This window comes from Sulfuricella sp. (assembly GCF_035531155.1).
Lineage (GTDB): Bacteria > Pseudomonadota > Gammaproteobacteria > Burkholderiales > Sulfuricellaceae > Sulfuricella.
Genome location: NZ_DATKTK010000055.1, coordinates 39,264 through 61,764, shown reverse-complemented (window position 1 = coordinate 61,764; position 22,501 = coordinate 39,264). Strand labels below are relative to the sequence as shown.

The 22,501-nt window shown below is 59.6% G+C and carries 20 protein-coding genes; 17 read left to right on the top strand and 3 right to left on the bottom strand.

All coding sequences use genetic code 11. The annotated features are described in order from the left end of the window. The first annotated feature begins 76 nt into the window (after positions 1 to 76). From glgP to VMV64_RS11875, 3 genes are all read left to right on the top strand, one after another. Positions 77 to 2,602: an alpha-glucan family phosphorylase gene (gene glgP / locus VMV64_RS11885; protein ID WP_325330560.1), complete on the top strand. Its 2,526-nt coding sequence runs from the start codon at positions 77 to 79 to the stop codon at positions 2,600 to 2,602. 94 nt (positions 2,603 to 2,696) lie between these two features. Further along, the gene (locus VMV64_RS11880; RefSeq protein ID WP_325330558.1) at positions 2,697 to 4,052 is read left to right on the top strand and encodes a nodulation protein NfeD; all 1,356 of its coding nucleotides are present in this window, start codon (positions 2,697 to 2,699) and stop codon (positions 4,050 to 4,052) included. Positions 4,053 to 4,054: 2 nt separating this feature from the next. Continuing rightward, positions 4,055 to 4,819, top strand: a complete 765-nt coding sequence (locus VMV64_RS11875) for a slipin family protein (protein ID WP_325330556.1) — start codon at positions 4,055 to 4,057, stop codon at positions 4,817 to 4,819. A gap of 101 nt (positions 4,820 to 4,920) precedes the next feature. On the opposite strand, the gene recJ is transcribed toward VMV64_RS11875, so the two are convergent. After that, a complete protein-coding gene (recJ, locus tag VMV64_RS11870) occupies positions 4,921 to 6,675 on the bottom strand; it encodes a single-stranded-DNA-specific exonuclease RecJ (protein ID WP_325330554.1) in 1,755 nt (584 codons plus the stop codon). A 98-nt stretch (positions 6,676 to 6,773) separates the two neighbouring features. On the opposite strand from recJ, the gene VMV64_RS11865 reads away from it, so the two are divergent. The 6 genes from VMV64_RS11865 (at position 6,774) to VMV64_RS11840 (ending at position 13,100) form a co-directional block, all read left to right on the top strand. After that, positions 6,774 to 7,742, top strand: a complete 969-nt coding sequence (locus VMV64_RS11865; protein WP_325330552.1) for an acetyl-CoA carboxylase carboxyltransferase subunit alpha — start codon at positions 6,774 to 6,776, stop codon at positions 7,740 to 7,742. Then, the gene (gene tilS / locus VMV64_RS11860; RefSeq protein ID WP_325330550.1) at positions 7,711 to 9,093 is read left to right on the top strand and encodes a tRNA lysidine(34) synthetase TilS; all 1,383 of its coding nucleotides are present in this window, start codon (positions 7,711 to 7,713) and stop codon (positions 9,091 to 9,093) included. The genes VMV64_RS11865 and tilS overlap by 32 nt, the downstream gene beginning before the upstream one ends. Before the next feature lie 105 nt (positions 9,094 to 9,198). Next, the gene (locus VMV64_RS11855; protein WP_325330548.1) at positions 9,199 to 10,215 is read left to right on the top strand and encodes a TRAP transporter substrate-binding protein; all 1,017 of its coding nucleotides are present in this window, start codon (positions 9,199 to 9,201) and stop codon (positions 10,213 to 10,215) included. Positions 10,216 to 10,295: 80 nt separating this feature from the next. After that, positions 10,296 to 10,835: a TRAP transporter small permease gene (locus VMV64_RS11850; RefSeq protein WP_325330546.1), complete on the top strand. Its 540-nt coding sequence runs from the start codon at positions 10,296 to 10,298 to the stop codon at positions 10,833 to 10,835. Further along, positions 10,832 to 12,121, top strand: a complete 1,290-nt coding sequence (locus tag VMV64_RS11845; RefSeq protein WP_325330544.1) for a TRAP transporter large permease subunit — start codon at positions 10,832 to 10,834, stop codon at positions 12,119 to 12,121. Before VMV64_RS11850 ends, VMV64_RS11845 begins: the two co-directional genes overlap by 4 nt. Positions 12,122 to 12,203: 82 nt before the next feature. Continuing rightward, entirely contained in the window at positions 12,204 to 13,100 is an 897-nt protein-coding gene (locus VMV64_RS11840; protein ID WP_325330542.1) for an AEC family transporter, read from the top strand. Positions 13,101 to 13,273: 173 nt separating this feature from the next. Here the strand turns inward: VMV64_RS11840 and VMV64_RS11835 are convergent, their stop codons facing one another. Together VMV64_RS11835 and VMV64_RS11830 are read right to left on the bottom strand one after the other, a co-directional pair. Beyond that, the gene (locus VMV64_RS11835) at positions 13,274 to 13,624 is read right to left on the bottom strand and encodes a DUF3147 family protein (protein WP_325330540.1); all 351 of its coding nucleotides are present in this window, start codon (positions 13,622 to 13,624) and stop codon (positions 13,274 to 13,276) included. A gap of 8 nt (positions 13,625 to 13,632) precedes the next feature. Beyond that, positions 13,633 to 14,361, bottom strand: coding sequence for an SPOR domain-containing protein (locus tag VMV64_RS11830; protein WP_325330538.1), 729 nt, complete (start codon positions 14,359 to 14,361; stop codon positions 13,633 to 13,635). 162 nt (positions 14,362 to 14,523) lie between these two features. On the opposite strand from VMV64_RS11830, the gene ndk reads away from it, so the two are divergent. The 8 genes from ndk to bamB all read left to right on the top strand — a co-directional run bounded on the left by ndk (position 14,524) and on the right by bamB (position 22,465). Beyond that, positions 14,524 to 14,949 carry a nucleoside-diphosphate kinase gene (gene ndk, locus VMV64_RS11825; RefSeq protein WP_325330536.1) on the top strand — a complete coding sequence of 142 codons (426 nt, stop codon included), beginning with the start codon at positions 14,524 to 14,526 and terminating at the stop codon, positions 14,947 to 14,949. Between the two features lie 120 nt (positions 14,950 to 15,069). Beyond that, the gene (gene rlmN / locus VMV64_RS11820; RefSeq protein ID WP_325330534.1) at positions 15,070 to 16,149 is read left to right on the top strand and encodes a 23S rRNA (adenine(2503)-C(2))-methyltransferase RlmN; all 1,080 of its coding nucleotides are present in this window, start codon (positions 15,070 to 15,072) and stop codon (positions 16,147 to 16,149) included. Positions 16,150 to 16,419: 270 nt separating this feature from the next. Then, positions 16,420 to 17,187 carry a type IV pilus biogenesis/stability protein PilW gene (gene pilW, locus VMV64_RS11815; RefSeq protein ID WP_325330532.1) on the top strand — a complete coding sequence of 256 codons (768 nt, stop codon included), beginning with the start codon at positions 16,420 to 16,422 and terminating at the stop codon, positions 17,185 to 17,187. 179 nt (positions 17,188 to 17,366) lie between these two features. Further along, positions 17,367 to 18,272, top strand: a complete 906-nt coding sequence (locus VMV64_RS11810; protein ID WP_325330530.1) for a RodZ domain-containing protein — start codon at positions 17,367 to 17,369, stop codon at positions 18,270 to 18,272. Positions 18,273 to 18,275: 3 nt separating this feature from the next. After that, the gene (gene ispG, locus VMV64_RS11805) at positions 18,276 to 19,367 is read left to right on the top strand and encodes a flavodoxin-dependent (E)-4-hydroxy-3-methylbut-2-enyl-diphosphate synthase (RefSeq protein ID WP_325330528.1); all 1,092 of its coding nucleotides are present in this window, start codon (positions 18,276 to 18,278) and stop codon (positions 19,365 to 19,367) included. Next, the gene (gene hisS, locus VMV64_RS11800) at positions 19,367 to 20,632 is read left to right on the top strand and encodes a histidine--tRNA ligase (RefSeq protein ID WP_325330526.1); all 1,266 of its coding nucleotides are present in this window, start codon (positions 19,367 to 19,369) and stop codon (positions 20,630 to 20,632) included. Before ispG ends, hisS begins: the two co-directional genes overlap by 1 nt. 22 nt (positions 20,633 to 20,654) lie before the next feature. Continuing rightward, positions 20,655 to 21,290, top strand: a complete 636-nt coding sequence (locus VMV64_RS11795) for a tetratricopeptide repeat protein (protein ID WP_325330524.1) — start codon at positions 20,655 to 20,657, stop codon at positions 21,288 to 21,290. Continuing rightward, positions 21,287 to 22,465 (top strand): outer membrane protein assembly factor BamB, encoded by a 1,179-nt coding sequence (bamB, locus tag VMV64_RS11790; protein WP_325330522.1) that lies wholly within the window; start codon positions 21,287 to 21,289, stop codon positions 22,463 to 22,465. The genes VMV64_RS11795 and bamB overlap by 4 nt, the downstream gene beginning before the upstream one ends. Positions 22,466 to 22,501 lie beyond the last annotated feature (36 nt).

The following is a 22,501-nucleotide window of genomic DNA, read 5'->3' as shown; positions in this document are numbered from 1 at the left end:
ATGAAACCGGGTTTGCGAATATTCATCGTGCACCAGCGGTGCTTGTGGGTTCAGTTTCTTCGGATAGAAAATAGATATGCCTGCAATTCATCCGTTTTTGAGGTCGCTGCCCCAAGGTGTGGAGACGCTGGTCGATCTCGGACTTGACCTGCGCTGGGCTTGGAGCCATGCCGCGGATCACCTGTGGCAGGAGATCGACCCGGCAGTCTGGGCACGCACCGGGAACCCTTGGCTGATCTTGCAGAGCGTTTCCCAGCGGCGCCTGGAGCAGTTGGCGCTGAACCCGGACTTTTGTGCCGAGCTGGAGCGTCTGACCCAGGCGCGGCGCGACTATCTCACGGGTACGGAGTGGTTCGGCGCAACCTATCCCGACAATGACACCCTGATTGCTTATTTCAGTATGGAATACGGCCTGACGGAGGCGCTGCCGCTTTACTCCGGCGGCCTTGGCGTGCTTGCGGGCGACTATCTGAAGACTGCAAGCGACCTGGGCGTTCCTCTTGTCGCCGTGGGCCTGCTGTACCAGGAGGGCTATTTCCGCCAGATGCTGGATGCTCGCGGCAGGCAGCTCGAAGTTTACCCCTGCAACACCCCAACCAGCATGCCTATCGCGCCGGTGCGCGATGAAAACGGCGGCTGGCTGGGCGTGCCGATCCAGCTTTCAGGTCGGGTGGTGGTGCTGCGCGTGTGGCAGGTTCAGGTGGGGCGGGTGGCGCTGTTCCTGCTGGACAGCAATGATCCGATGAACAGCCCGGCCGACCGGGGCATCACCGGCAAGCTCTACGGCGGCGGTGTCGAGATGCGCCTGGTGCAGGAAATCGTGCTCGGGATTGGCGGCTGGCGGGCGCTGGAGACGCTCGGTTTGCGCCCTGACGTGTGTCACCTCAACGAGGGCCATGCCGCACTGGTGACTCTGGAGCGGGCGCGCAGTTACATGCAGAAAAACAAGACCGATCTGTGGCAGGCAATCTGGGCGACGCGTGCCGGCAATGTGTTTACCACCCATACCCCGGTGGCCGCCGCCTTCGACACTTTCCCGCCGGCCCTGCTGATGGAGTATGGCAGCCATTATGCCGCCGATCTTGGCGTTGCGCCGCGCGAGATGCTGGCGCTGGGGCGCGAGCATCCGGATGACGGCAACGAACCCTTCAACATGGCTTTCCTGGCGGCGCGCACCTGCGGCATGATCAACGGCGTCAGCCGGTTGCATGGCGAAGTCAGCCGCCGGATTTTCCAGAGGCTGTATCCGCGCTGGCCAGAGCGGGAGGTGCCGGTTGGCCATGTCACCAACGGGGTGCACGTACCCTCGTGGGATTCTCCCTGGGCAGACGAGATCTGGACCACGGCCAGCGGCAAGGAGCGCTGGCGGGGGTCGCTGGAAACGCTGACGGGAGCGATCCAGGACTTGAGCGATGAGGCCTTGTGGACATTTTGCGGCGAGGAGCGCCATGATCTGGTGCGCTATGCGCGCCGGCGGTTCGCCCTCCAGATGGGGCAGCGTGGTGCCAGCCGGGAGACGCTTGCCCAGGCGGAAAACATTCTTGATCCGAATACCCTGACCCTGGGCTTTGCCCGGCGCTTTGCCGAATACAAGCGGCCCAACCTGCTGCTTACCGATCCCGACCGGCTGGCGCGTCTGCTCAACGACCGGGCGCGCCCGGTGCAGCTGATTGTGGCAGGCAAAGCCCACCCTCAGGATGAAAACGGCAAACGTTTCATCCAGGCGTGGGCAGAGTTCGTGAGCCGTCCGGATGTGCGCGCTCATGCCGTGTTCCTGGAGGATTACGACATGGTGCTTGCACAGGAACTGGTGCAGGGCGTCGATGTGTGGATCAACACCCCGCGCCGCCCGTGGGAGGCCAGCGGCACTTCCGGCATGAAGGTGCTGGTCAACGGCGGCCTCAACCTTTCCGAACGGGACGGCTGGTGGGCTGAGGCCTGTAACTGTGCTCCAGAGGTGGGCTGGTCGCTGGGCGACGGTCAGGAACATGCCGAGCCCGGCTGGGATGAGATTGAAGCCGAGCAGCTTTACCGCCTGCTGGAGCAGGAAATCGTGCCGATGTTTTACCGCCGCGACGCGCAAGGCATACCGCGCGAGTGGGTGGTCCGCATGCGCGCCAGCATGTCCCGGCTCGCGCCGCAGTTCAGCAGCAACCGCATGTTGCAGGAATATGTGCATGATGCCTATCTGCCGGCTTCTGCGGCGTTCAGGCGGCGCACTGCCGAAGGCGGGCGCCTGGCAAAAGAGCTTGCCGACTGGGCGTCTTTTGTCCGGCGGCATTGGCACAAGGTGCACATGTCGAATCTGGAAATTCATGAGCTGCCGGACGGCTGGTCGTTTTCCCTGCAGGTCTACCTGGGTGAGATTCCACCAGAATCGGTGCAGGTGCAGTTGTATGCCGAACCGGCTGAAGGCGATATGGCCGCAATGCAGGTGATGGAATGCCGTTCCGGTATTCCTGGCGCTACTCATGGCTATGTCTTCAGTTGCCCGATTGTAACCGTTCGCCCCGTGTCCGATTTTACTCCGCGCGTCATTCCCTGGCATGCGGAAGCCCATATTCCGGTGGAGATGAACCTGATTCTGTGGTTCCCGGGATGACCGGAAGCAGACCGGCCTTTGTTGTGCTTTACTTACCGTTGAGCCACGGGGTTTCCCGCGGTCTGTGATTCAGGCATTCATGGGGAGGTTCTCTGTGCGATCTGGTAAAGCCGTTTGCCTGTTCGGATTGCTGCTGGCGCTGGTGCTTGTTCCGGCGAGGGGGTTCGGCGCGCCGGTCCTGCTGCTTACGCTGGACGGCGCAGTCGGCCCGGCCAGCGCCGACTATGTGGTGCGGGGCATCGAGCTCGCGTCCAGGGAGGGCGCCCAACTGGTGGTGCTGCGCATGGATACGCCGGGCGGGCTGGATGTTTCGATGCGCGACATCATCAAGGCGATCCTGGCATCCCCGGTGCCGGTGGCAAGCTATGTCGCGCCCGGCGGCGCGCGCGCCGCCAGTGCCGGCACCTATATCCTTTACGCCAGCCATATCGCTGCGATGGCGCCCGGCACCAACCTTGGCGCTGCCACGCCTGTTTCCATCGGCGGTGACGGCATTCTGCCCACGCCGCAAAAGCCTGGCAATGATAAAGCCGGCACGCCTGCCGAAGAATCCAGGGACGCGATGAAAGAGAAAGTGGTTAACGATGCTTCCGCCTACATCCGCGGCCTTGCCCAGTTGCGCGGACGCAATGCCGGATGGGCGGAGCAGGCGGTGCGCGGGGCCGCCAGCCTGTCTGCCAGCGAGGCGCTGAAACTCGGGGTGGTGGACTATGTCGCAGACGATCTGGCGCACTTGCTGAAACAGCTGGATGGCAAGAAAATCAAGCTGCAGGTCGGCGAGGTTACCCTTGCCACCACCGCCGTTCCGCACATCAACTACGAGCCGGATTGGCGCTCCAGGATCCTTTCCGTGATCACCGATCCCGGCATGGCGCTGATCCTGATGATGATCGGCGTTTATGGCCTGATCTTCGAGTTTTCCAGCCCCGGCCTGATCGCGCCGGGGGTGATCGGCGCCATCTGCCTGCTGCTGGGGATGTATGCCCTGCACCTGCTGCCGGTGAACTATGCCGGACTCGGGCTGATCCTGCTCGGCATCGCTTTCATGGTGGCCGAGGCCTTCGTTCCCAGTTTTGGTGCATTAGGATTAGGCGGGATCGCCGCATTTGTTATCGGTGCGCTAATCCTGATCAATACTGATGTGCCGGGTTTCGGCGTGCCGCTTCCGCTGATCATCATCCTGGGCGTTTTTAGCGCAATCCTGATTGCCGCCATCGGCGGGCTTGCGCTCAAGTCGCGAAAGCGCCCCGTGGTAAGCGGCAGCGAGGAGCTGATCGGCAGCGAAGGCGAGGTGCACGAATGCACCGGCGGCTACTGCTGGGCCAAGGTCCATAGCGAACTCTGGCAGGTGCGGAGTGCGGCCCCTCTGGCGCCCGGGATGCGCGTCCGTGTTGCCAGTCGGGACGGGCTGATTCTTGTGGTTACACCCATTGCAGCAAAAGGAGGATGATCATGAACTTCAATTTTGGATTTTCCGGCTTTCTTATCCTGATTGTCCTGCTGTTGTTTTCATCATTCCGCATCCTGCGCGAATACGAGCGCGGCGTGGTGTTCCAGTTGGGGCGTTTCTGGAAGGTCAAGGGGCCGGGCCTGATCATCCTCGTTCCGGGCATCCAGCAGATGGTTCGGGTTGACCTGCGCACGGTGGTGTTCGACGTGCCAACCCAGGACGTGATTTCGCGCGACAATGTTTCGGTCAAGGTCAACGCCGTGGTGTATTTCCGCGTGGTGGACCCGCAGCGCGCCATCATCCAGGTGGAAGACTTCATCAACGCTACCAGCCAGTTGGCCCAGACCACCCTGCGTTCTGTGCTCGGCAAGCACGAGCTGGACGAGATGCTGGCCGAGCGCGAGCGGCTCAATGTCGACATCCAGCAAGTGCTCGATGCGCAGACCGATGCCTGGGGGATCAAGGTCTCGATGGTGGAAATCAAGCATGTGGATATCGACGAGACGATGGTGCGGGCCATTGCCCGTCAGGCCGAAGCCGAGCGCGAACGCCGCGCCAAGGTGATTCATGCCGAGGGCGAACTGCAGGCGTCGGAAAAGCTGTTGCAGGCGGCACAGATACTCTCACGCCAGCCCGAGGCCATGCAGCTGCGCTATATGCAGACGCTGTCCGCTATTGCCGGCGACAAGTCTTCGACTATTGTATTTCCACTACCGATTGACCTCCTCACCTCGCTGTCCAGAGGGCTGGGCAAGGAGAGAGAATGACTTCAGCCGAATTCAGAGCAGCCAGGCCAGACCGGCCCCCATCCCGGCAAAGCGATGGTGCACCTTTTTCAAGGTATTGGTGAGAACTGTCCGTTCACCTCTTACCCTTCGCTGGCTTCTTCCCAATATTCGATCATCAATTGCAGGCTTTGCGAACCGTTGTACTCGTTTACGTCCAGCCGGTAAACAGCGTTGATCCAGTCCGGTAGCGGCTCATTGTGAAAAAACAGGATGCCGTCGAAAATCTGGCCGGTCTTGCCGAGCTTGAGCCGCAAGTGTTTTTCGCCTACCACCCGCTGGCTTTTAACGGCAAATCTTTCCTGGAAGGCCGGTTGCGGAAAGCCCTGTCCCCAAACCTGCTCCGCCAGTGTCTTGGCCAGGTTCAGGTTCATGGCCGGGGTTTCCAGGCTGCCGTCGCTTTCGATGATGCGTTCCAGGTCTGCCGGGGTGAGCAGGGACTGGGCGATTTCTTCGAAGGTGGCGGTGAATTCCTCGAAATGACATTCCTGGATGGTCAAGCCGGCGGCGAAGGCGTGGCCGCCGAATTTTTGCAGCAGATGGGGTTTCCGTTTGGCGACCAGGTCCAGCGCGTCGCGCAGGTGCAGGCCGCGGATCGAGCGCCCGGAACCTTTCAGCTCGCCGTTGTTGCTACGGGCGAAGGCGATCACCGGGCGGTGGTATTTGTCCTTGAGTCGCGAGGCGAGGATGCCGATCACGCCCTGGTGCCAATTCGGATCGTAGAGGCTGAGTGAGTGGTTTTCACTCACTTCGACCTGCTCCAGCGCGGACAGCGCCTGCTCCTGCATGTCCGCCTCGATTTCGCGCCGTTCGCGGTTGAGGGCGTCGAGCTGTTGCGCCATGGCGAATGCCTGTTCCTCGTTTTCGGCGAGCAGGCATTCGATGCCCAGCGCCATGTCATCCAGGCGTCCGGCGGCATTCAGGCGGGGGCCGACGACGAAGCCGAGGTCGTAAGTCGAAGCTTTCTCAGGTTTTCTGCTTGCCACTTTCAGTAATGCATTGATGCCGGGGCAGGCTCGCCCGGCACAGATACGCTTGAGTCCCTGGTGCACCAGGATGCGGTTGTTGTCGTCCAGCTTTACCACGTCGGCCACCGTGCCCAGCGCTACCAGATCGAGCCACTTCGCCAGGTTGGGTTCGGGCTTGGTCGTGTACCTTCCCCGATTCCGTAACTCTGCACGTAGCGCCAGCATGACGTAGAAGATTACCCCCACGCCGGCCAGGTTCTTGCTTGGAAAGCCGCAGCCAAGCTGGTTCGGGTTGACGATGCAGGCGGCATCCGGCAGTTCATCACCGGGCAGGTGGTGGTCGGTGACCAGTACCTGCATGCCCAACAGGTTGGCTTCCTCGACGCCTGCTACGCTGCTGATGCCGTTGTCCACAGTGATCAGGATGTCGGGTTTTCGCGCCTTCGCTAATTGAACGATCTCCGGCGTCAGCCCATAGCCGTATTCGAAGCGGTTGGGGACGAGGTAGTCCACGGTTGCGCCGAACTCGCGCAGTGCACGCATTGCCACGGTGCATGCCGTGGCGCCATCGGAGTCATAATCGGCGATGATCAGCAGGCGCTTGCCGGCCTCTATCGCATCCGCCAGCAGGCGCGCCATTTCCTCGGCGTTTTTCATTTCCCCACAAGGGGACTCCGACTTTCTATCCCCCGGGGGGGATGAAAGATCGTATGCCGTGAAAGGGAGCAGGGCGCTCAACTCATGTTCGAGCTGCCGCATTTCCTGAATGCCGCGGGCGGCGTAGATGCGGGCGAGTACCGGATGAAGGCCGCTTGCTGTCAGGCGGCTGGCGTCAGGTTGTGAATAGGGGCGGGAGGCTATGTTGGGCATGGCGGCGATTATACCCCGATGGAAGGTTGAGTCAGACCTGTTTGGGCTGGAGGGAAATCCTGTATCATTACGCTTTCATGAATTTGAACTGCTTGTCTATGAAAACCACTTTTCTTGATTTTGAACAGCCGATCGCCGAACTTGAGGCCAGGATCGAGGAGCTCCGCTTCGTGCAGGATGACTCCGCCGTGGATATCTCCGAGGAAATCGGGCGGCTACAGAAAAAGAATCAGGCGTTGACCAAGGATCTTTACGCCAAGCTTTCAGCCTGGCAGGTTTCGCAGGTTTCCCGGCACCCGCAGCGGCCGTATACGCTCGACTACATTCAAAATATTTTCACCGATTTCGAGGAACTGCACGGCGACCGTGCCTTCTCCGACGATCCGGCCATCGTGGGCGGCCTGGCGCGCTTCAACGGTCAGCCGGTGATGGTAATCGGCCAGCAGAAGGGTCGAGATACCAAGGAGAAAATCTACCGCAATTTCGGCATGCCGCGTCCCGAAGGCTACCGCAAGGCAATGCGTTTGATGCGTCAGGCGGAAAAATTCGGCCTGCCGATCATGACCTTCATCGATACGCCGGGCGCCTATCCCGGCATCGGCGCGGAGGAGCGCGGCCAGTCCGAGGCGATTGCGCGCAACCTGTATGTCATGGCCGAACTCAGAACCCCGATCGTCTGCACCATCATCGGCGAAGGCGGTTCGGGCGGTGCGCTGGCCATCGGCGTCGGCGATGTCATGCTGATGCTGCAATATTCGAGCTATTCCGTGATTTCGCCGGAGGGCTGCGCCTCGATTCTGTGGAAGAGCGCGAGCAAGGCGCCGGAAGCCGCGGAAACGCTGGGAATCACCGCCAACCGTCTGAAAACCCTGGGCCTGGTGGACAAGATCGTGAGCGAGCCGCTCGGCGGCGCTCACCGCGATCCGGATGCGGTCATGCAAAGTCTGAAAAAAGCATTGCAGGAAAGCCTGCGCCGGCTTCAGGACCAGTCGCTGGACGATCTGCTCAAATCGCGTTTCGAGCGGCTGATGGGCTATGGCAAGTTCAAAGAAACTGCTACCAAGTGATCTGCCCGCGTTTGTCGAAGCCAAACTAAAAAATTGGGTTCAACCGGGCCGGCATCTCGCGCTGGCCCTGAGCGGCGGGGCGGATTCCGTGGCCCTGCTCGACATCCTTGCACAACTTCGCACCAGTCTGCATTTCCCTCTTTCCGTTGTTCACGTCAACCATCAGATCAGCCCGAATGCGGCCGATTGGGCCGAGTTTTGCGCCCGGCTGTGTGCCGGGTACAACATTCCTTTCCATGTCGTTAAGGTCGATCTCAAGCACCAGCCGGGCGAGAGCCTGGAGGCACTGGCCCGGGACGCCCGCTATCGGGTGTTTGCCGAACAGCAAGCTGATTTTATCGTGCTGGCACAACATCTTGACGATCAGGCGGAAACGTTGCTGCTCCAGTTGCTTCGTGGCGCCGGAGCGAAGGGAATGAGCGCGATGGGCGTGAGGCGTGAGGGGTTGATGGAGGATGCTCCTCACTACGTTCGTCCCATGCTCGATGTGCCGAGGCGAGTTATTCTCGACTACGCCGTCCTGCGCGGCCTGCATTGGATTGAGGACGAGAGTAACGCCGACATTGCTTACGATCGCAACTACTTGCGTCATCGGGTAATGCCTTTGCTGGAGCGGCGCTTTCCCGGATACCGCGAAACCTTTGCCCGTGCCAGCCGGAATCTGGCAGAAAGCGCGCAATTGATGAACGATCTGGCGCGGCTGGATTGCGCGGCGGCAGCAAGCGGCGGCAGGCTAAAGGTGGAGGTGCTGCGCGGCCTGTCTGCGGCGCGCGCCAAGAACCTGCTGCGCTACTGGCTGGCGCAACTGGGCGTACCCATGCCCTCGGCCGGGCGGCTGGAAAATGTCCTGCAGCAGCTGTGCGGCTCCCGCGACGACGCCCAGGTTCTCGTACATCTCGGCGATAACGTAATCCGGCGTTACCGCGGCGAGGTTTACCTGGAACCCTCGGCCAAATCACCCGAGGGCAAGAAAAAGTCGCTTGTGTCGCAACCCGAACTGGCATTGACCTGGACATTCCAGGACGAACTGAAACTGCCCGATTCAGGCGGCAGGCTTGTATTCGAGCGGACGGTGGGGCAGGGGTTGAGCCTGGCCAGGCTGAGCGCCGAACCGGTTACGGTCAGGCTGCGCCGCGGCGGCGAGCGGCTGCGCCCGGATTGCCGCCGGCCCAGCCGGAGCTTGAAGAATTTGTTGCAGGAAGCCGGCATCCCCCCGTGGCAGCGGAAAAGGCTACCGTTGCTGTTCAGCGGGGAAAAGCTGGTGTTCGTGCCGGGCATCGGAGCAGCATGTGAGTACCGGGCCGATGAAGGCGAAATTGGGGTTGTTGTAAAATTCGAAACACCCGTATAGTATCTTCGTTCACGGGTTGTGTATCTTATAGAGGAGTTTGCTGTCCGTTGTGAGTCAATGCCGGTTACCGGTACATATAATCAGGATTTACTAGGAGATGCCACCATGAAATTTAGCACAGCAATGATGTTCGTTCTGGCCCTTGGTGTGAGCGGGTTTGCCAATGCCGCAGGGGAAATTATCATCAAGTTCAGTCATGTGGTGGCGCCCGATACGCCCAAGGGCCGGGCGGCAGAGAAATTTAAGCAGCTGGCCGAGGAAAAGACCAAAGGCAAGGTCAAGGTCGAGGTTTATCCCAACAGCCAGCTTTACAAGGATCGCGAGGAAATGGAGGCGCTGCAGCTCGGCGCAGTGCAGATGCTGGCACCGTCTCTTTCCAAGTTTGGTCCGATGGGTGCACGCGAATTCGAAGTGTTCGACCTGCCTTACATTTTTCCCAGCAAGGAAGTGCTGTATCGGGTGATGGATGGCGAAGTTGGCAAGAAGCTGTTCGCCAAGCTGGAAACCAAGGGCGTCACGGGGTTGACCTTCTGGGACAACGGCTTCAAGGAGATGAGCGCGAACAAGCCGATGCGCACCGTGGCGGATTTCAAGGGGCTGAAGATGCGTATTCAGTCTTCCAAGGTGCTGGATGCGACAATGAAAGCTCTTGGTGCGAACCCGCAAGTGATGGCGTTCAGCGAAGTGTACACCGGCCTGCAGCAGGGCGTGGTGGATGGCACCGAGAACCCCGTATCCAACTTCTACACACAGAAGATGCATGAAGTGCAGAAACATATGACGATTTCCGACCACAACTATCTGGGTTACGCAGTAGTGGTCAACAAAAAGTTCTGGGATGGACTGCCGGCCGATGTTCGCACCGCTCTGGAGTCGGCAATGAAGGAAGCGACCGTTTTCGAGCGCGATATCGCCCAGAAGGAAAACGACGAAGCGCTGGCCAAGGTGAAGGCGGCCAAGACTACGGAGATCTACGTTCTTTCTCTGAAGGAACGGATCGAGTGGCATAAAGCGCTGTTGCCGGTGCACAAGGAGTTCGAGGACGTGATTGGCAAGGACATCATCCAGGCGGTGTATGGCATAGCCGCCCAGGTGGCAAAAGAGCACCACGCCATGAAATAACCGGATTGCCTTTCACTGATTACCCCGGCTCCAAGCCGGGATCTTTTTATCCGGGTATTATCATTAAAGGCCAGGCCGATATGATTAACCGCATTCTGGATCGTCTTGAAGAAATCCTGATCACCACCTTCATGGCCAGCGCCACGCTGGTTACGTTCGCCGCCGTGACGATGCGCTATCTGGGTGGCACCGGTATCAGCTGGGCGCAGGAGTTGACGATTTACCTGTTCATCTGGATGGCAAAATTCGGTGCGGCTTATGGCGTGCGCACCGGCATTCATATCGGCGTGGATTTCGTGGTTAACGCGGCGCGTCCTTCGATCAAGCGTCTGTTGATTATTGCCGCCATGTCTCTGGGCGTGATTTTCACCGGCGTCATCGCCTTTTTCGGTGCGCGCTGGGTGATCTTCATCTACGGTACTGGCCAGATTTCACCTGACCTGGAATGGCCGATGTGGGTGATCTACCTGGCGATCCCTTTCGGTTCCGGTCTGATGTGCTACCGTTTCATCCAGGCGATGCTGCTCTTCCTCAAGACCGGCCACGTCCATACCCATACCTATGGCGAAGAGGAAGACCGTGAAGTCGATGTGGTTCACGAGAAGGAGGCGCTGCCATGACTTTCCTCCTGATCATCTCCATCCTCCTGCTGCTCCTCATCACCAGCACGCCGATTTCCATCGCGCTCGGCATGACCGTGCTGGTATTCCTGCTCGGCTTTTCCTCGTTTTCGTTCGATACGGTCAATATCATCTCGCAGCGACTGTTCACCGGCTTGGAAAGCTACGCCATCATGGCGGTGCCGTTCTTCGTGCTGTCCGGGCAGTTCCTGATCGATGGGAAAATCGCGTCGCGCATCATCCGCTTCGCCAACAACCTGGTGGGGTGGATGCCGGGGGGTATGGCGATGGCCGCGGTGTTGGCGAGTGCCTTTTTTGCCACGATCTCCGGTTCCAGCCCGGCCACAGTGATGGCGATCGGTTCGGTGATGCTGCCAGCGATGGTGAAGGCCGGGTATCCGAAAAGGTTCAGCGTCGGTGTGATCACCAGTGCCGGGTCGCTCGGCATCCTGATCCCGCCTTCCATCGTGATGATCATCTATGCGGTCGCCACGTCCGAGAGTGCCGGCAAGATGTTTATTGCCGGCATCGTGCCGGGCATCCTGCTTGCGATCATCATGATGGGGCTGGTATTCATCCAGGCCAAACGGCACGGCTTTCCCACCCAGCCCAAACCCACTTCCAAGGAGTTTTGGGATTCGTTCAAGGATGCCTGGGGCGGAATGCTCCTCGTCGTCATCGTGATCGGGGGCATTTACGGCGGGATTTTCACGCCGACTGAAGCCGCGGCGGTTGCCGCCGTCTATGCTTTTATCGCGGCGATGTTCTTCTATGGTGACCTGAAGTGGAAGGAAGTCCCCAAGGTGCTGCTGAGTGCGGCCAATACCAGCGCCATGCTGCTGTACATCATCACCAACGCCATCCTGTTCTCCTTCCTGATGACTTCAGAACAGATCCCGCAGGCGATGTCTTCCTGGGTGGTGGCGCAGCACCTCCAACCCTGGATGTTCCTGCTGGTGGTGAATCTCGCCCTGATCGCGGCGGGGCAATTCATGGAGCCCAGCTCCATCGTTCTGATCCTGGCGCCGCTGTTCCTGCCGATTGCCAAAACCTTGGGGGTCGACCCGATCCATCTCGGCATCATCATGGTGGTGAACATGGAAATCGGCATGATCCACCCGCCAGTCGGGCTGAACCTGTTTGTCGCCAGCCATCTGGCGAAGATGGGGCTGACCGAGGTGTCGATCGCGGCGCTGCCCTGGGTGGGTGTCATGCTGCTCTATCTGGGCCTGATCACCTACGTGCCGGAAATCTCCTTGTGGCTGCCGCACCTGCTGTATAAGTAGGCCGTTTTGCTCTCCGTGGAACGCCCCGCCTGATTGTGGGGCGTTCTTGTTTAACCCCTGATTACGACCTTGTTGAGGCGACATGTCCGTTGCACAGGCCATCATTCCGATCTTTGCCTTGATACTGCTCGGCTATGGGCTGCGCCGATGGTTCCGTTTGCGCGACGATTTCTGGCCGCAATTGGACAGGCTGGTTTACTACGTGTTTTTCCCCGCGCTGCTGTTCCATTCCCTGTCCGGTTTCCAGATCGATCTGGGCGCGGCCACGCCGATGCTGGAGGTGGCCAGCCTTTACATGCTGGCTGGCATGGTCCTCGGCTATGTGGCGAAACCCCTGTTTCACGCGCCGCCCAAGGTGTTTTCTGCATCGTTCCAGTCGTCCTTCCGCTTCAACAGCTACGTGGGATTGGCCGTGGCGGGGTCTATTCATGGTCAGGATGGGCTGGCGGCGATCGGATTGCTGATGGGTTTTCTGGTGCCGATGGCCAATGTGGCCTCGGTGTGGGCGCTGGCGCGCCACGGCGAGGGAAAATGGCTGAAGGAAATCCTGTTCAACCCACTGATCATGGCAACCGCAGGCGGGATTGCTTTTAGTCTGGCCGGGCTGCATTTGCCGGATTTATTGCAGCGCCCCATCGCGCTTCTCTCCCAGGCCTCGCTGCCGATGGGACTGATCGCCGTCGGCGCCGGCTTGAAGCTACAGAGTTTGAACCACCACCGGGGAACCCTGTGGTACGGCGTGATCGTGAAGCTGCTGATGCTGCCCGCCATTGCTTGGGGGCTGGCATCGGCCTTTGGTCTGACCGGGGTGTATTTCCACATCGCCGTGCTGATGGCCGCGCTACCGGTCTCGACGGTGTCTTACGTGCTGGCGATGCGCATGGGCGGGGACGGCAGCATCAGCGCCGCCCAGGTGATGGTGACCACGCTGCTGGCGATGGTGACGTTGCCGATGTGGTTGCTGCTGATGGGGTTTTAGCGACTATAGATTGATCCTAAAAACGGCTATTAGCCACAGATTAACACGGATTAACACAGATAAAACAATGCCTTGCGCGAATATTGCCATTCATCCGGAAGGTGCTTGGGATCAGAAAGGTAACTCATTGATAATCTGTGTACATCTGTGTTAATCCGTGGCTGAACTGCTTTTTATAGGTTGATGTGAAGTCGTCCCAATATCCATACCATGCCGAAATATGCCGCGGCGGTAGCCACCGAGGAGGTGCTGAGGCTGGCCCAAAAACCCCAACCGGCACGCAAGAGCAGTGGGAGCAAGACGAACAGCAGCAGCGATGGGATAACCAGCCAAAAAATGCCTTCCGAAAGCGCGGCGACCTTTTGTGTGTTGCCGGTTTCAACATAGAGCCATATGAGTGCAAGTAGCGACGTGAGCGGCAATGACGCCAGTGCTGCGGCCCAGAACGAGCTGCGCTTTGCAATTTCGGAGACGGCCACGATGATGGCCGTAGTGAGTGCGATTTTCAGTGCGTACTGCCACATGGCTGGATTTACTTAACCGGCACGACTACTGCGCTGACGCCCAGCGAACGGATCTTTGCCAGTGCCTGGTCGGCTTCGGCCTTGCTCTGGAACGGACCGACGTTGAGTTTGGTTTCGGTGTAGGATTTGATGCCGTTCTGCGCCAGTTTTTCTTGCAGTTGGAGGGCATTGGTCGGGTTGGAGAAGACGCCGAGCTGCACGGTATAACCCTTGGGTGCGGGCTCGGCGGCCTTGGCGGGTGGCGAGGCTTTCTCGGCGACGGCTTTTGCCGGTTGCGCAGGCTGCATTTCCTGGGCGGCGCGTGTAGCGGCTTGAGGCTGTGCGGCGGCAGGCTTGGCCGGGGCGGGGTGGGCTGAAATTTCGGCCTCAGTGCCGGGTCTGATGGACGTTGGTTTGGCGGCTTTTGGCGCCGGTCCGGCCGGCGTGACTGGCGTGGGTGCGTTCACGACCTCTGGAGGTGGCGGTGGTGGCGTGGTGGGTTGAGCTTCCTGCTCTGGCGGGGTGGTCGGCGGGGCGGCCACTTCTTCCGGGGCCGGCGCGGTAGGTTCGGGTTGTGTGATGGGGGGAAGTACGGTGCCCGGCGTGGTGGTCCGGGTGACGGGTGCTTCCGATTTATAGCGGGTCAGGACGGTGAGTGCTGCGATGGCGGCTGCCACCAGGACAGAAGCGACAATAACGCGTCGGATAGCGCGTTTCTTGATCTCGTTTTGTTCGTCGAGTGACGGTTGCTCCGGCATGGTATTGTCCTTGTTTTAATGGAAAATCCGGCTGCGCTGCATGGTAGCACGATATCCCCGGCCACAACAGCGCAGGGGGTCAAGGTCACATAAGACGTTTATTTTAAGTGATAAATGTGGTATTTTTACACGTTTTAAATTTAAGCAATCTGGAGAAAACGAATGGCTGTTGAACGCACCCTCTCAATCATCAAACCCGACGCAGTGGCAAAAAATGTGATCGGCAAAATTTATTCCCGCTTCGAAAGCAATGGCCTGAAAATCGTCGCCTCGCGCATGATCCATTTGAGCCGTACCGAAGCCGAGGGCTTCTACGCCGTTCATCGCGAGCGTCCTTTCTTCAAGGATCTGGTCGAATTCATGATGTCCGGCCCGGTGATGGTGCAGGCGCTGGAAGGCGAGAACGCTGTTGCCAAGAACCGCGAGCTGATGGGCGCCACCGACCCGAAGAAGGCCGACAAGGGCACCATCCGCGCCGATTTCGCCGAGAGCATCGATGCTAATGCAGTGCACGGCTCCGATAGCCTGGATAATGCCAGGACAGAAATTGCCTATTTCTTCCCGTCGATGGAAGTCTATTCAAGTTAATGACCCAATCAAAGCAAGCGCTTTTCTCGTTCGCCCCCCCCTCTCCCTTGCACCCGCAAGGAGTATCCCCCGCAAGCGGCTCAAGCCGGCGAGACGGGAGAGGGTTGGGGAGAGGGTTCGATGACTATTAACCTGCTCGACTTCGACCAAGAGAAGCTTGCTGCTTTCTTCGCGGAAAGCGGCGAAAAGCCGTTCCGCGCCAAGCAGCTGCTGCGCTGGATGCATCAGTTCGGGGAAAGCGATTTCTCCCGGATGAGCGATCTGTCCAAGGCATTGCGGGAGAAGTTGGGCGGGCTGGCGGTAGTCGAACCGCCGCGCTTGATGCAGGAGCAGATTTCCGACGACGGCACACGCAAGTGGCTGCTCGACGTGGGTGCAGGGCAGGGCGTTGAAACCGTCTTCATTCCCGAGGGTGATCGCGGCACTCTGTGCGTTTCCTCACAGGTGGGTTGTGCCCTGGATTGCAGTTTTTGCTCTACCGGAAAGCAGGGTTTTAACCGCAACCTCAGCGTGGCCGAGATCATCGGCCAGTTGTGGTGGGCGAACAAGGCGCTAGGATGCACACCAAGAAATGAACGAGTGATCAGCAACGTGGTGCTGATGGGCATGGGCGAGCCCCTGCTCAATTTCGACAATACTGTGACCGCGTTGCACCTGATGCTGGACGACAACGCCTATGGCTTGTCACGTCGCCGCGTGACCGTCAGCACTTCCGGCATCGTCCCTGCCATGGATCGTCTGCGCGAGCAGTGCCCGGTGGCACTGGCGGTTTCGCTGCATGCACCGAACGACGCATTGCGCGACATACTGGTGCCGGTCAACAAAAAATACCCGCTGAGCGAGCTGATGGCGGCCTGCCGTCGTTATGTCGTCGATGCGCCGCGGGATTTCATTACTTTCGAATACGTCATGCTGGACGGCGTCAACGATAGCCCTGCGCATGCGCGTGAGCTGGTCGCCCTGACGCGTGACGTGCCGTGCAAGTTCAACCTGATCCCATTCAATCCGTTTCCGGATTCTGAATACAAGCGTTCGCCCGCCGATGTCATTCGCCGTTTTGGAGCGATTTTGATCGAAGCCGGACGCGTGGTGACGACACGCAAGACTCGCGGCGACGACATCGACGCCGCCTGCGGCCAGCTGGCAGGCAAAGTGCAGGATAAAACCAGGCGCACGATAAAAATTGAGGTGGCGGCATGAGCAGGAAGCAGGTTCTGGCCGTAGGCCGGATGCGACCGGCCGCGATTGCCGCCGGCCACCGACAGGACTCGGGGAAAAACCCTATGGTGATTGATGAGGCGGCTGCATGAGCAGGGAGCAGGTTCCGGCCGCAGGCTGGATGCGACCGACCGCGATTGCCCCACAAGGGGACTCCGACCCACTACGGGCTAAAGCCCGTGTGGGATCGTATGCAGCCGGCCACCGACATGACTCGGTGGGAAACGCTATGGCGATTGATGAGGTAGCTGCATGAGCATTAGGCAAAACCTGAAGCAACTATTATTTCTGACGGTGCTCGGAGCCGGCTTTCTGGCGGGGGGCTATGCCTCTGCGGAAGAGCAGACCGAAGCGCGCCAGCGTGCCCAGATCCACACCGATCTGGGCGCGGCCTATTTTAGTTCCGGTCAGTTAGGCGTGGCGCTGGATGAGCTGAATTTGGCGATCCGGGCGGATTCCGACTTTGCGCCTGCCTATAACATGTTGGGCCTGGTTTACATGACGTTGCGGGAGGATGACCGGGCGGAAGAGAGTTTTCGCCGCTCGCTCAGCCTGAGCAGCACCGATTCCGACACCAACAACAATTACGGCTGGTTTCTGTGTCAGCGCGGCAAGATCGACGATTCCATCCGGTATTTCATGGCGGCGCTGAAGAATCCCCTGTACGCCACACCCGAGAAGTCTTATCTCAACGCCGGGATTTGTGCGCGCAAGAAAAATGACGACGTCGAATCTGAGGAGTTTCTGCTGAAAGCGATCAGTCTTCAACCCCGTCAGCCTCAGGCACTATTCCACTTGGCCGATATTAACTTCAAGCGTGGAAACTACGGCGAGTCCAAGAAATTTATTAATCAGTTTTCCCAGATTGCCGCTCCGACCCCGGAAAGCTTGTGGCTGGGGATGCGCATCGAGCGCAGGTTGGGCAACCGCAGCGACGAAGCCAGTTATGGCCTGCAACTGAGGAAAACCTTCCCCGATTCGCCTGAAGCCCAGGCGTTGCGCAGCGGGAAATATGAGTAAGGGCCTGTAAATGAATAACCTGGACAATTATGGGTGTGCTGGTGGGATGCGATGCAAGACGCCGGGCGCGCCGCATGGCCATTCCCTGCAAGCGACCGGCAACGCAGCAGCGCGCCCCACCAGCGCAGCCAGAATGTTCTGGTTATTCGTTTGCAGGCCCTAATAGCGTGAGGTATTGAGTGACTGAAGAGACTGAAGAATTTGGGGGTTATGCCGCTGAGCAGCAGACAGAGGTTAGGCCGAGCGCGGGCGAGGTGCTTACCGAAGCACGCGAGCGGCTTGGCTTGAGCGTGGCTGAAGTGGCACGACAACTCAGGCTTGCTCCGCGCCAGGTCGAGGCGCTGGAGGCGGATGACCCTGCCAGCCTGCCGGGCAAGACATTTCTGCGTGGCTTTCTTCGTAATTATGCGAAGCTGCTGCAGCTCGATCCCGAACCGTTGCTGGCACTCTGCCAGCCTGAGCCACCTCAAGCCCAGACGATTGCAGTGCCAACGAGCAGGATTGAATTTGGCGGCAAGCGCAGGCTGATGCCATTTGGCGATCACTCCGGCAAGCCATGGGCGAAATATGCCGCAATCATCGGTGTGGCAGTGTTGGTCTTGTCCTGGGGAATGGTCGAATTGCTCCAGAGGCAACCATCGCCCCAGGATATACCGTTGAAGTCCGCTGGAGAAGCCACGATGGTTCTGTCGTTGCCGCAAGCTGAGGCACCGGTTCAGACTGCGCCCGTCACGAATCAAGCTGCCGAGCCGGCTCCTGCAACTACAACTGCACCCGTCGCTGCCCCGGTTGCTCCGGCTACTGCCGAGGCCCTGATTCCCTCAGCTCCTCCTGTGGCGGAAGTCGGTGGCCGGCTCCTGCAGTTTGTGTTCGACGGCGATTCCTGGGTCGAGGTGAAGGATAAAAACGGTAAGGTCATTTTTTATCAGTTGAACCCGAAAGGCAGCCAGCAGTCGGTGCGCGGCAACCCGCCGTTTTCCCTGGTGATTGGCAATGCCGCCCACGTCAGACTGACTTACAACGACAAGCCGGTCGACCTTGCGCCCCACATCAAGGTGGATGTGGCGCGGCTGACCATCGAGTAAACCATGTTTAAACCTGAAATACCCCGCCGCAAGAGCCGGCAGATCATGGTCGGTTCGGTCGCCGTCGGCGGCGATGCGCCGATCAGCGTACAAACCATGACCAACACCGAAACCTGCGACATCGAGGCGACGCTCGCCCAGATCAGTCGCGCAGCGAAGGCGGGTGTGGATATCGTACGGGTTTCCGTTCCCAGCATGGAGGCTGCGGAAGCTTTCGGCGAGATCAAAAAACGTTCGCCGGTGCCCTTGATCACCGACATTCATTTCGATTATAAAATCGCCCTGCGCGTCGCTGAACTGGGCGCTGACTGTTTGCGCATCAACCCCGGCAATATCGGGCGCGAGGATCGCGTGCAGGCGGTGGTACAGTCGGCGAAAGACCACGGCATTTCGATCCGCATCGGTGTCAACGCCGGCTCGCTGGAAAAGGATCTGCAAAAGAAATACGGCGAACCCACTCCCGAGGCCCTGGTGGAATCGGCGATGCGCCACATCGAGATCCTCGACCGCCTGAATTTCCCGGATTTCAAGGTGAGCCTCAAGGCCTCCGACGTGTTCACCACGGTCGAGGCCTATAAATTGCTGGCCGGCCAGATCGAGCAACCGCTGCACCTCGGCATTACCGAAGCGGGTGGGTTGCGTTCCGGTAGCGTCAAGTCGGCGATTGGCCTCGGCATGTTGCTGGCTGCCGGCATCGGCGACACCATCCGGGTTTCATTGGCAGCTGATCCGATCGAAGAGGTCAAGGTCGGCTTCGACATCCTGAAGAGCCTGCATATCCGCAGCAAGGGGATAAACATCATTGCCTGCCCGTCCTGCTCGCGCCAGGAGTTCGACGTGATCAAGACCGTCAACGCGCTGGAAGCGCGCCTTGAGGATGTGCTCGAGCACATGGATGTGGCGGTGATGGGCTGTGTGGTGAACGGGCCGGGCGAAGCGCGTGAGGCGGATTTCGGCATCGCCGGCGGCTCACCCAACATGCTCTATGTTGAGGGCAAGCCTGCCTACAAAGTGACGGAAAATGAGATCGTGGACCAACTGGAGCGGCAGGTTCGCGAACGTATCGCCCGGATGAAACAAGAGTCGCAACAGTAATGAGCCAAATTCAAGCCATACGCGGGATGAACGATATCCTGCCGGAACACTCCGATGTTTGGACCTTTTTCGAGGAAACCGTGGAGGATTGGCTGCGCAGCTACGGCTACCGCAGCATCCGCATGCCGATCGTCGAGCAGACCGCGCTGTTCAAGCGCGCCATCGGCGAGGTCACGGACATCGTCGAGAAGGAAATGTACACCTTCGTCGATGCACTCAACGGCGACAGCTTGACGCTGCGACCGGAAGGCACCGCCTCTTGCGTGCGCGCGGCGATCCAGCACAACCTGCTGTACAATGCCCCGCAACGCCTTTATTACACCGGGCCGATGTTCCGCCACGAGCGCCCGCAGAAGGGACGCTACCGCCAGTTTCACCAGGTCGGAGTGGAGTCGCTGGGCTACGCCGGGCCGGACATGGATGCCGAACATATCATCATGACGGCGCGGCTGTGGAAGCGGCTCGGCCTGCCCGATATTGCCCTGCAGATCAACACGCTGGGCAACAGTGCAGACCGTGCGCGCCACCGTGCTCGCTTGGTGCATTACCTGGAGCAGCGTGTCGATATCCTCGACGAGGATTCGCGCCGGCGCCTGCACACCAACCCGCTACGGGTGCTTGACAGCAAGAATCCGGCTCTGCAGGAGATCATCGAGGCGGCACCGAGGCTGCTGGATGATCTTGACGAAGCGTCGCTCAAGCATTTCGAGGATTTACAGGTGATGCTGCGCGATGCCGGCATCGAATACCAGATCAACCCACGTCTGGTGCGTGGGCTGGATTATTACAACTTTACTGTATTCGAATGGGTAACCACCAAACTCGGCGCGCAGGGTACGGTGTGCGCGGGGGGACGTTACGACGGTCTGATCGAGCAGATCGGCGGCAAACCGGCACCGGCTTGCGGTTTCGCCATGGGCGTAGAGAGGCTGCTGGCACTGCTGGAGGAATACGCATTTCAGGCGCCTCGGGTCGCCCCCGATGTTTATCTGGTGCACCAGGGTGATGCGGCAAACAAATTTGCCATGGTGGCGGCTGAACAGCTGCGCGACCAGGGATTGCACGTGCTCCTGCATTGCGGTGGCGGCAGCTTCAAGTCGCAGATGAAAAAGGCAGATGCCAGCGGAGCGCGCTATGCGCTGATCGTCGGTGACGATGAGGCTGGGGCAGGGGAAGTCAGCCTCAAGCCGCTGCGCGATCTGGGAGAGCAGATGCGGATGACGGTGGATTCGGCGGCGAGTCTGATCGGTATTGGACAGCGCTAACTTTATTTAAACGGGGAAAAACATGGCTTACGATCTTGAAGAACAGGAAAAAGTAGACGAGCTGAAAGACTGGTGGAAAAAGAACGGGACGACCGTGATGCTGGCGGTCGCGGTGTTCGCCGCGGTGGCGGCCGGCATGCAGGGTTGGCGTGTCTACCAGAATAACCAGCAGCGCCAGGCGGCGCTGGCTTACGAAGCGGTGCAAAGCGGGGTGCAGAGCAAGGATACCAAGCGCATCCGTGATGCGGCTGGCCAGCTTATCGAAAAATATCCGGGCACGCCTTATGCCTCGAGAGCCGCGCTGCTTGCGGCCGGGGTTAACTATGAAGCGGGCGATGCCAAGAGCGCCAAGGCACAGCTGCAATGGGTGATCGAACATGCCAAGGAAGAGGGTGCGCGCGACATCGCCCGGTTGCGCCTGGCCGGTATCCTGCTGGATGAGAAAGCTTACGAGGAAGCCATGAAAACGCTGGAAGCGCCGCATGAAAAGGCGTTTGACGGCCTCTTTTCCGATCTTAAAGGAGACGTGCTGATGGCTCAGGGCAAGATGGCGGATGCCCGTGTTGCCTACCAGGCCGCACTGAAAAAAATCGACGAAAAAAGCGCTTATCGCCAAGTCGTGGAAATGAAGCTGGATGGCCTGGGAGAACGCGGATGAGGCGCAATGAGCCAATAAGATGGCTGCTAGTGCTGGCAACCATTTTCCAGCTGGCTGGTTGCAGCGGCATGGGGGAGAAGGTTACTACCGGTTTTGGTCTCTGGGGTGGCAAGGATGCCGGTGAGAAGCCGGCAACGCTGGTCGAATTCAAGCCTTCGGTGGAACTCAAGTCGAGTTGGCAGGAGCGCGTCGGTGGGGCCGGGGATACGGTGTTGTTTCCCGCTGTGGTGAGCGACAGCGTTTACGCGGCGAGCATGGATGGGAAGATCGTTCGTTTTAGTGCGGAGACTGGCAAGCAACAGTGGAACATCGATTCCGGGCGCAAGATTTCCGGTGGCGTCGGTGCGGACAGCGGTCTGGTGGCAGTGGGAACTGCCAAGGGCGAGGTGCTGGCCTTCAACGCCAAGGGCCAGCCGCTCTGGCAGGCACGTCTTTCGAGCGAAATATTGAGTGCGCCGCAGGTGGCCAATGACATCGTCGTGGTGCGCGCCGGCGACGGCCGCATTTTCGGGCTGGATGCCAGGGATGGCAAGCGCAAGTGGGTATACCAGCGCGCCATGCCGGCGCTTGCCCTGCGCAGCAATGCCGGCGTGGTGGTGACGCACGGTGCGGTGTTCGCCGGTTTTGCTGGTGGCAAGCTGGTGGCGCTCAACCTGGCGAACGGCAACATGGGTTGGGAAGCGACCGTAGCTCTGCCGCGTGGCGCCACCGAGCTGGAGCGTGTGACCGATGTCAGCAGCCTGCCGGTGGTGGATGACCGCATGATCTGCGCCACCGCCTATCAGGGGCGTACAGCCTGCTTCGATATTGCCAGCGGCAACCTGCTCTGGGCGCGTGATGTCTCCAGTTCCGCCGGTCTGGCGATGGATGATCGCAGCATTTACGTCAGCGATACTCGCGGCGCGATCCATGCCCTCGACAAGAACAGCGGTGCGAGCCTGTGGAAGCAGGACAAGCTGCTTGCCCGCCAAGCTACTGCGCCACTGGCTCTTGGACGCTACATCGCGGTGGCCGATGTACAGGGCTATGTCCATCTGCTGGCGCGGGAGGATGGCAGCTTTGCAGCACGCATTGCCACCGATGGCAGCCAGATCGGCGCACCTCCCGTGGCGCTGAGCCGAGGTTTCCTGGTGCAGACTCGCAATGGCGGTTTGTACGCGTTAACTGTGCAGTAACGGGTGAGGAGCGATGGGTAATGAGCGACGAGTAAT

Bases quoted from the DNA above. Each gene is read 5' to 3' on its own strand.
- glgP (WP_325330560.1), top strand. From the start codon at position 77: ATGCCTGCAATTCATCCGTTTTTGAGGTCGCTGCCCCAAGGTGTGGAG.
- VMV64_RS11875 (WP_325330556.1), top strand. From the start codon at position 4,055: ATGAACTTCAATTTTGGATTTTCCGGCTTTCTTATCCTGATTGTCCTG.
- recJ (WP_325330554.1), bottom strand. From the start codon at position 6,675: ATGCCCAACATAGCCTCCCGCCCCTATTCACAACCTGACGCCAGCCGC.
- VMV64_RS11865 (WP_325330552.1), top strand. From the start codon at position 6,774: ATGAAAACCACTTTTCTTGATTTTGAACAGCCGATCGCCGAACTTGAG.
- tilS (WP_325330550.1), top strand. From the start codon at position 7,711: ATGGCAAGTTCAAAGAAACTGCTACCAAGTGATCTGCCCGCGTTTGTC.
- VMV64_RS11855 (WP_325330548.1), top strand. From the start codon at position 9,199: ATGAAATTTAGCACAGCAATGATGTTCGTTCTGGCCCTTGGTGTGAGC.
- VMV64_RS11850 (WP_325330546.1), top strand. From the start codon at position 10,296: ATGATTAACCGCATTCTGGATCGTCTTGAAGAAATCCTGATCACCACC.
- VMV64_RS11845 (WP_325330544.1), top strand. From the start codon at position 10,832: ATGACTTTCCTCCTGATCATCTCCATCCTCCTGCTGCTCCTCATCACC.
- VMV64_RS11840 (WP_325330542.1), top strand. From the start codon at position 12,204: ATGTCCGTTGCACAGGCCATCATTCCGATCTTTGCCTTGATACTGCTC.
- VMV64_RS11835 (WP_325330540.1), bottom strand. From the start codon at position 13,624: ATGTGGCAGTACGCACTGAAAATCGCACTCACTACGGCCATCATCGTG.
- VMV64_RS11830 (WP_325330538.1), bottom strand. From the start codon at position 14,361: ATGCCGGAGCAACCGTCACTCGACGAACAAAACGAGATCAAGAAACGC.
- ndk (WP_325330536.1), top strand. From the start codon at position 14,524: ATGGCTGTTGAACGCACCCTCTCAATCATCAAACCCGACGCAGTGGCA.
- rlmN (WP_325330534.1), top strand. From the start codon at position 15,070: ATGACTATTAACCTGCTCGACTTCGACCAAGAGAAGCTTGCTGCTTTC.
- pilW (WP_325330532.1), top strand. From the start codon at position 16,420: ATGAGCATTAGGCAAAACCTGAAGCAACTATTATTTCTGACGGTGCTC.
- ispG (WP_325330528.1), top strand. From the start codon at position 18,276: ATGTTTAAACCTGAAATACCCCGCCGCAAGAGCCGGCAGATCATGGTC.
- hisS (WP_325330526.1), top strand. From the start codon at position 19,367: ATGAGCCAAATTCAAGCCATACGCGGGATGAACGATATCCTGCCGGAA.
- VMV64_RS11795 (WP_325330524.1), top strand. From the start codon at position 20,655: ATGGCTTACGATCTTGAAGAACAGGAAAAAGTAGACGAGCTGAAAGAC.
- bamB (WP_325330522.1), top strand. From the start codon at position 21,287: ATGAGGCGCAATGAGCCAATAAGATGGCTGCTAGTGCTGGCAACCATT.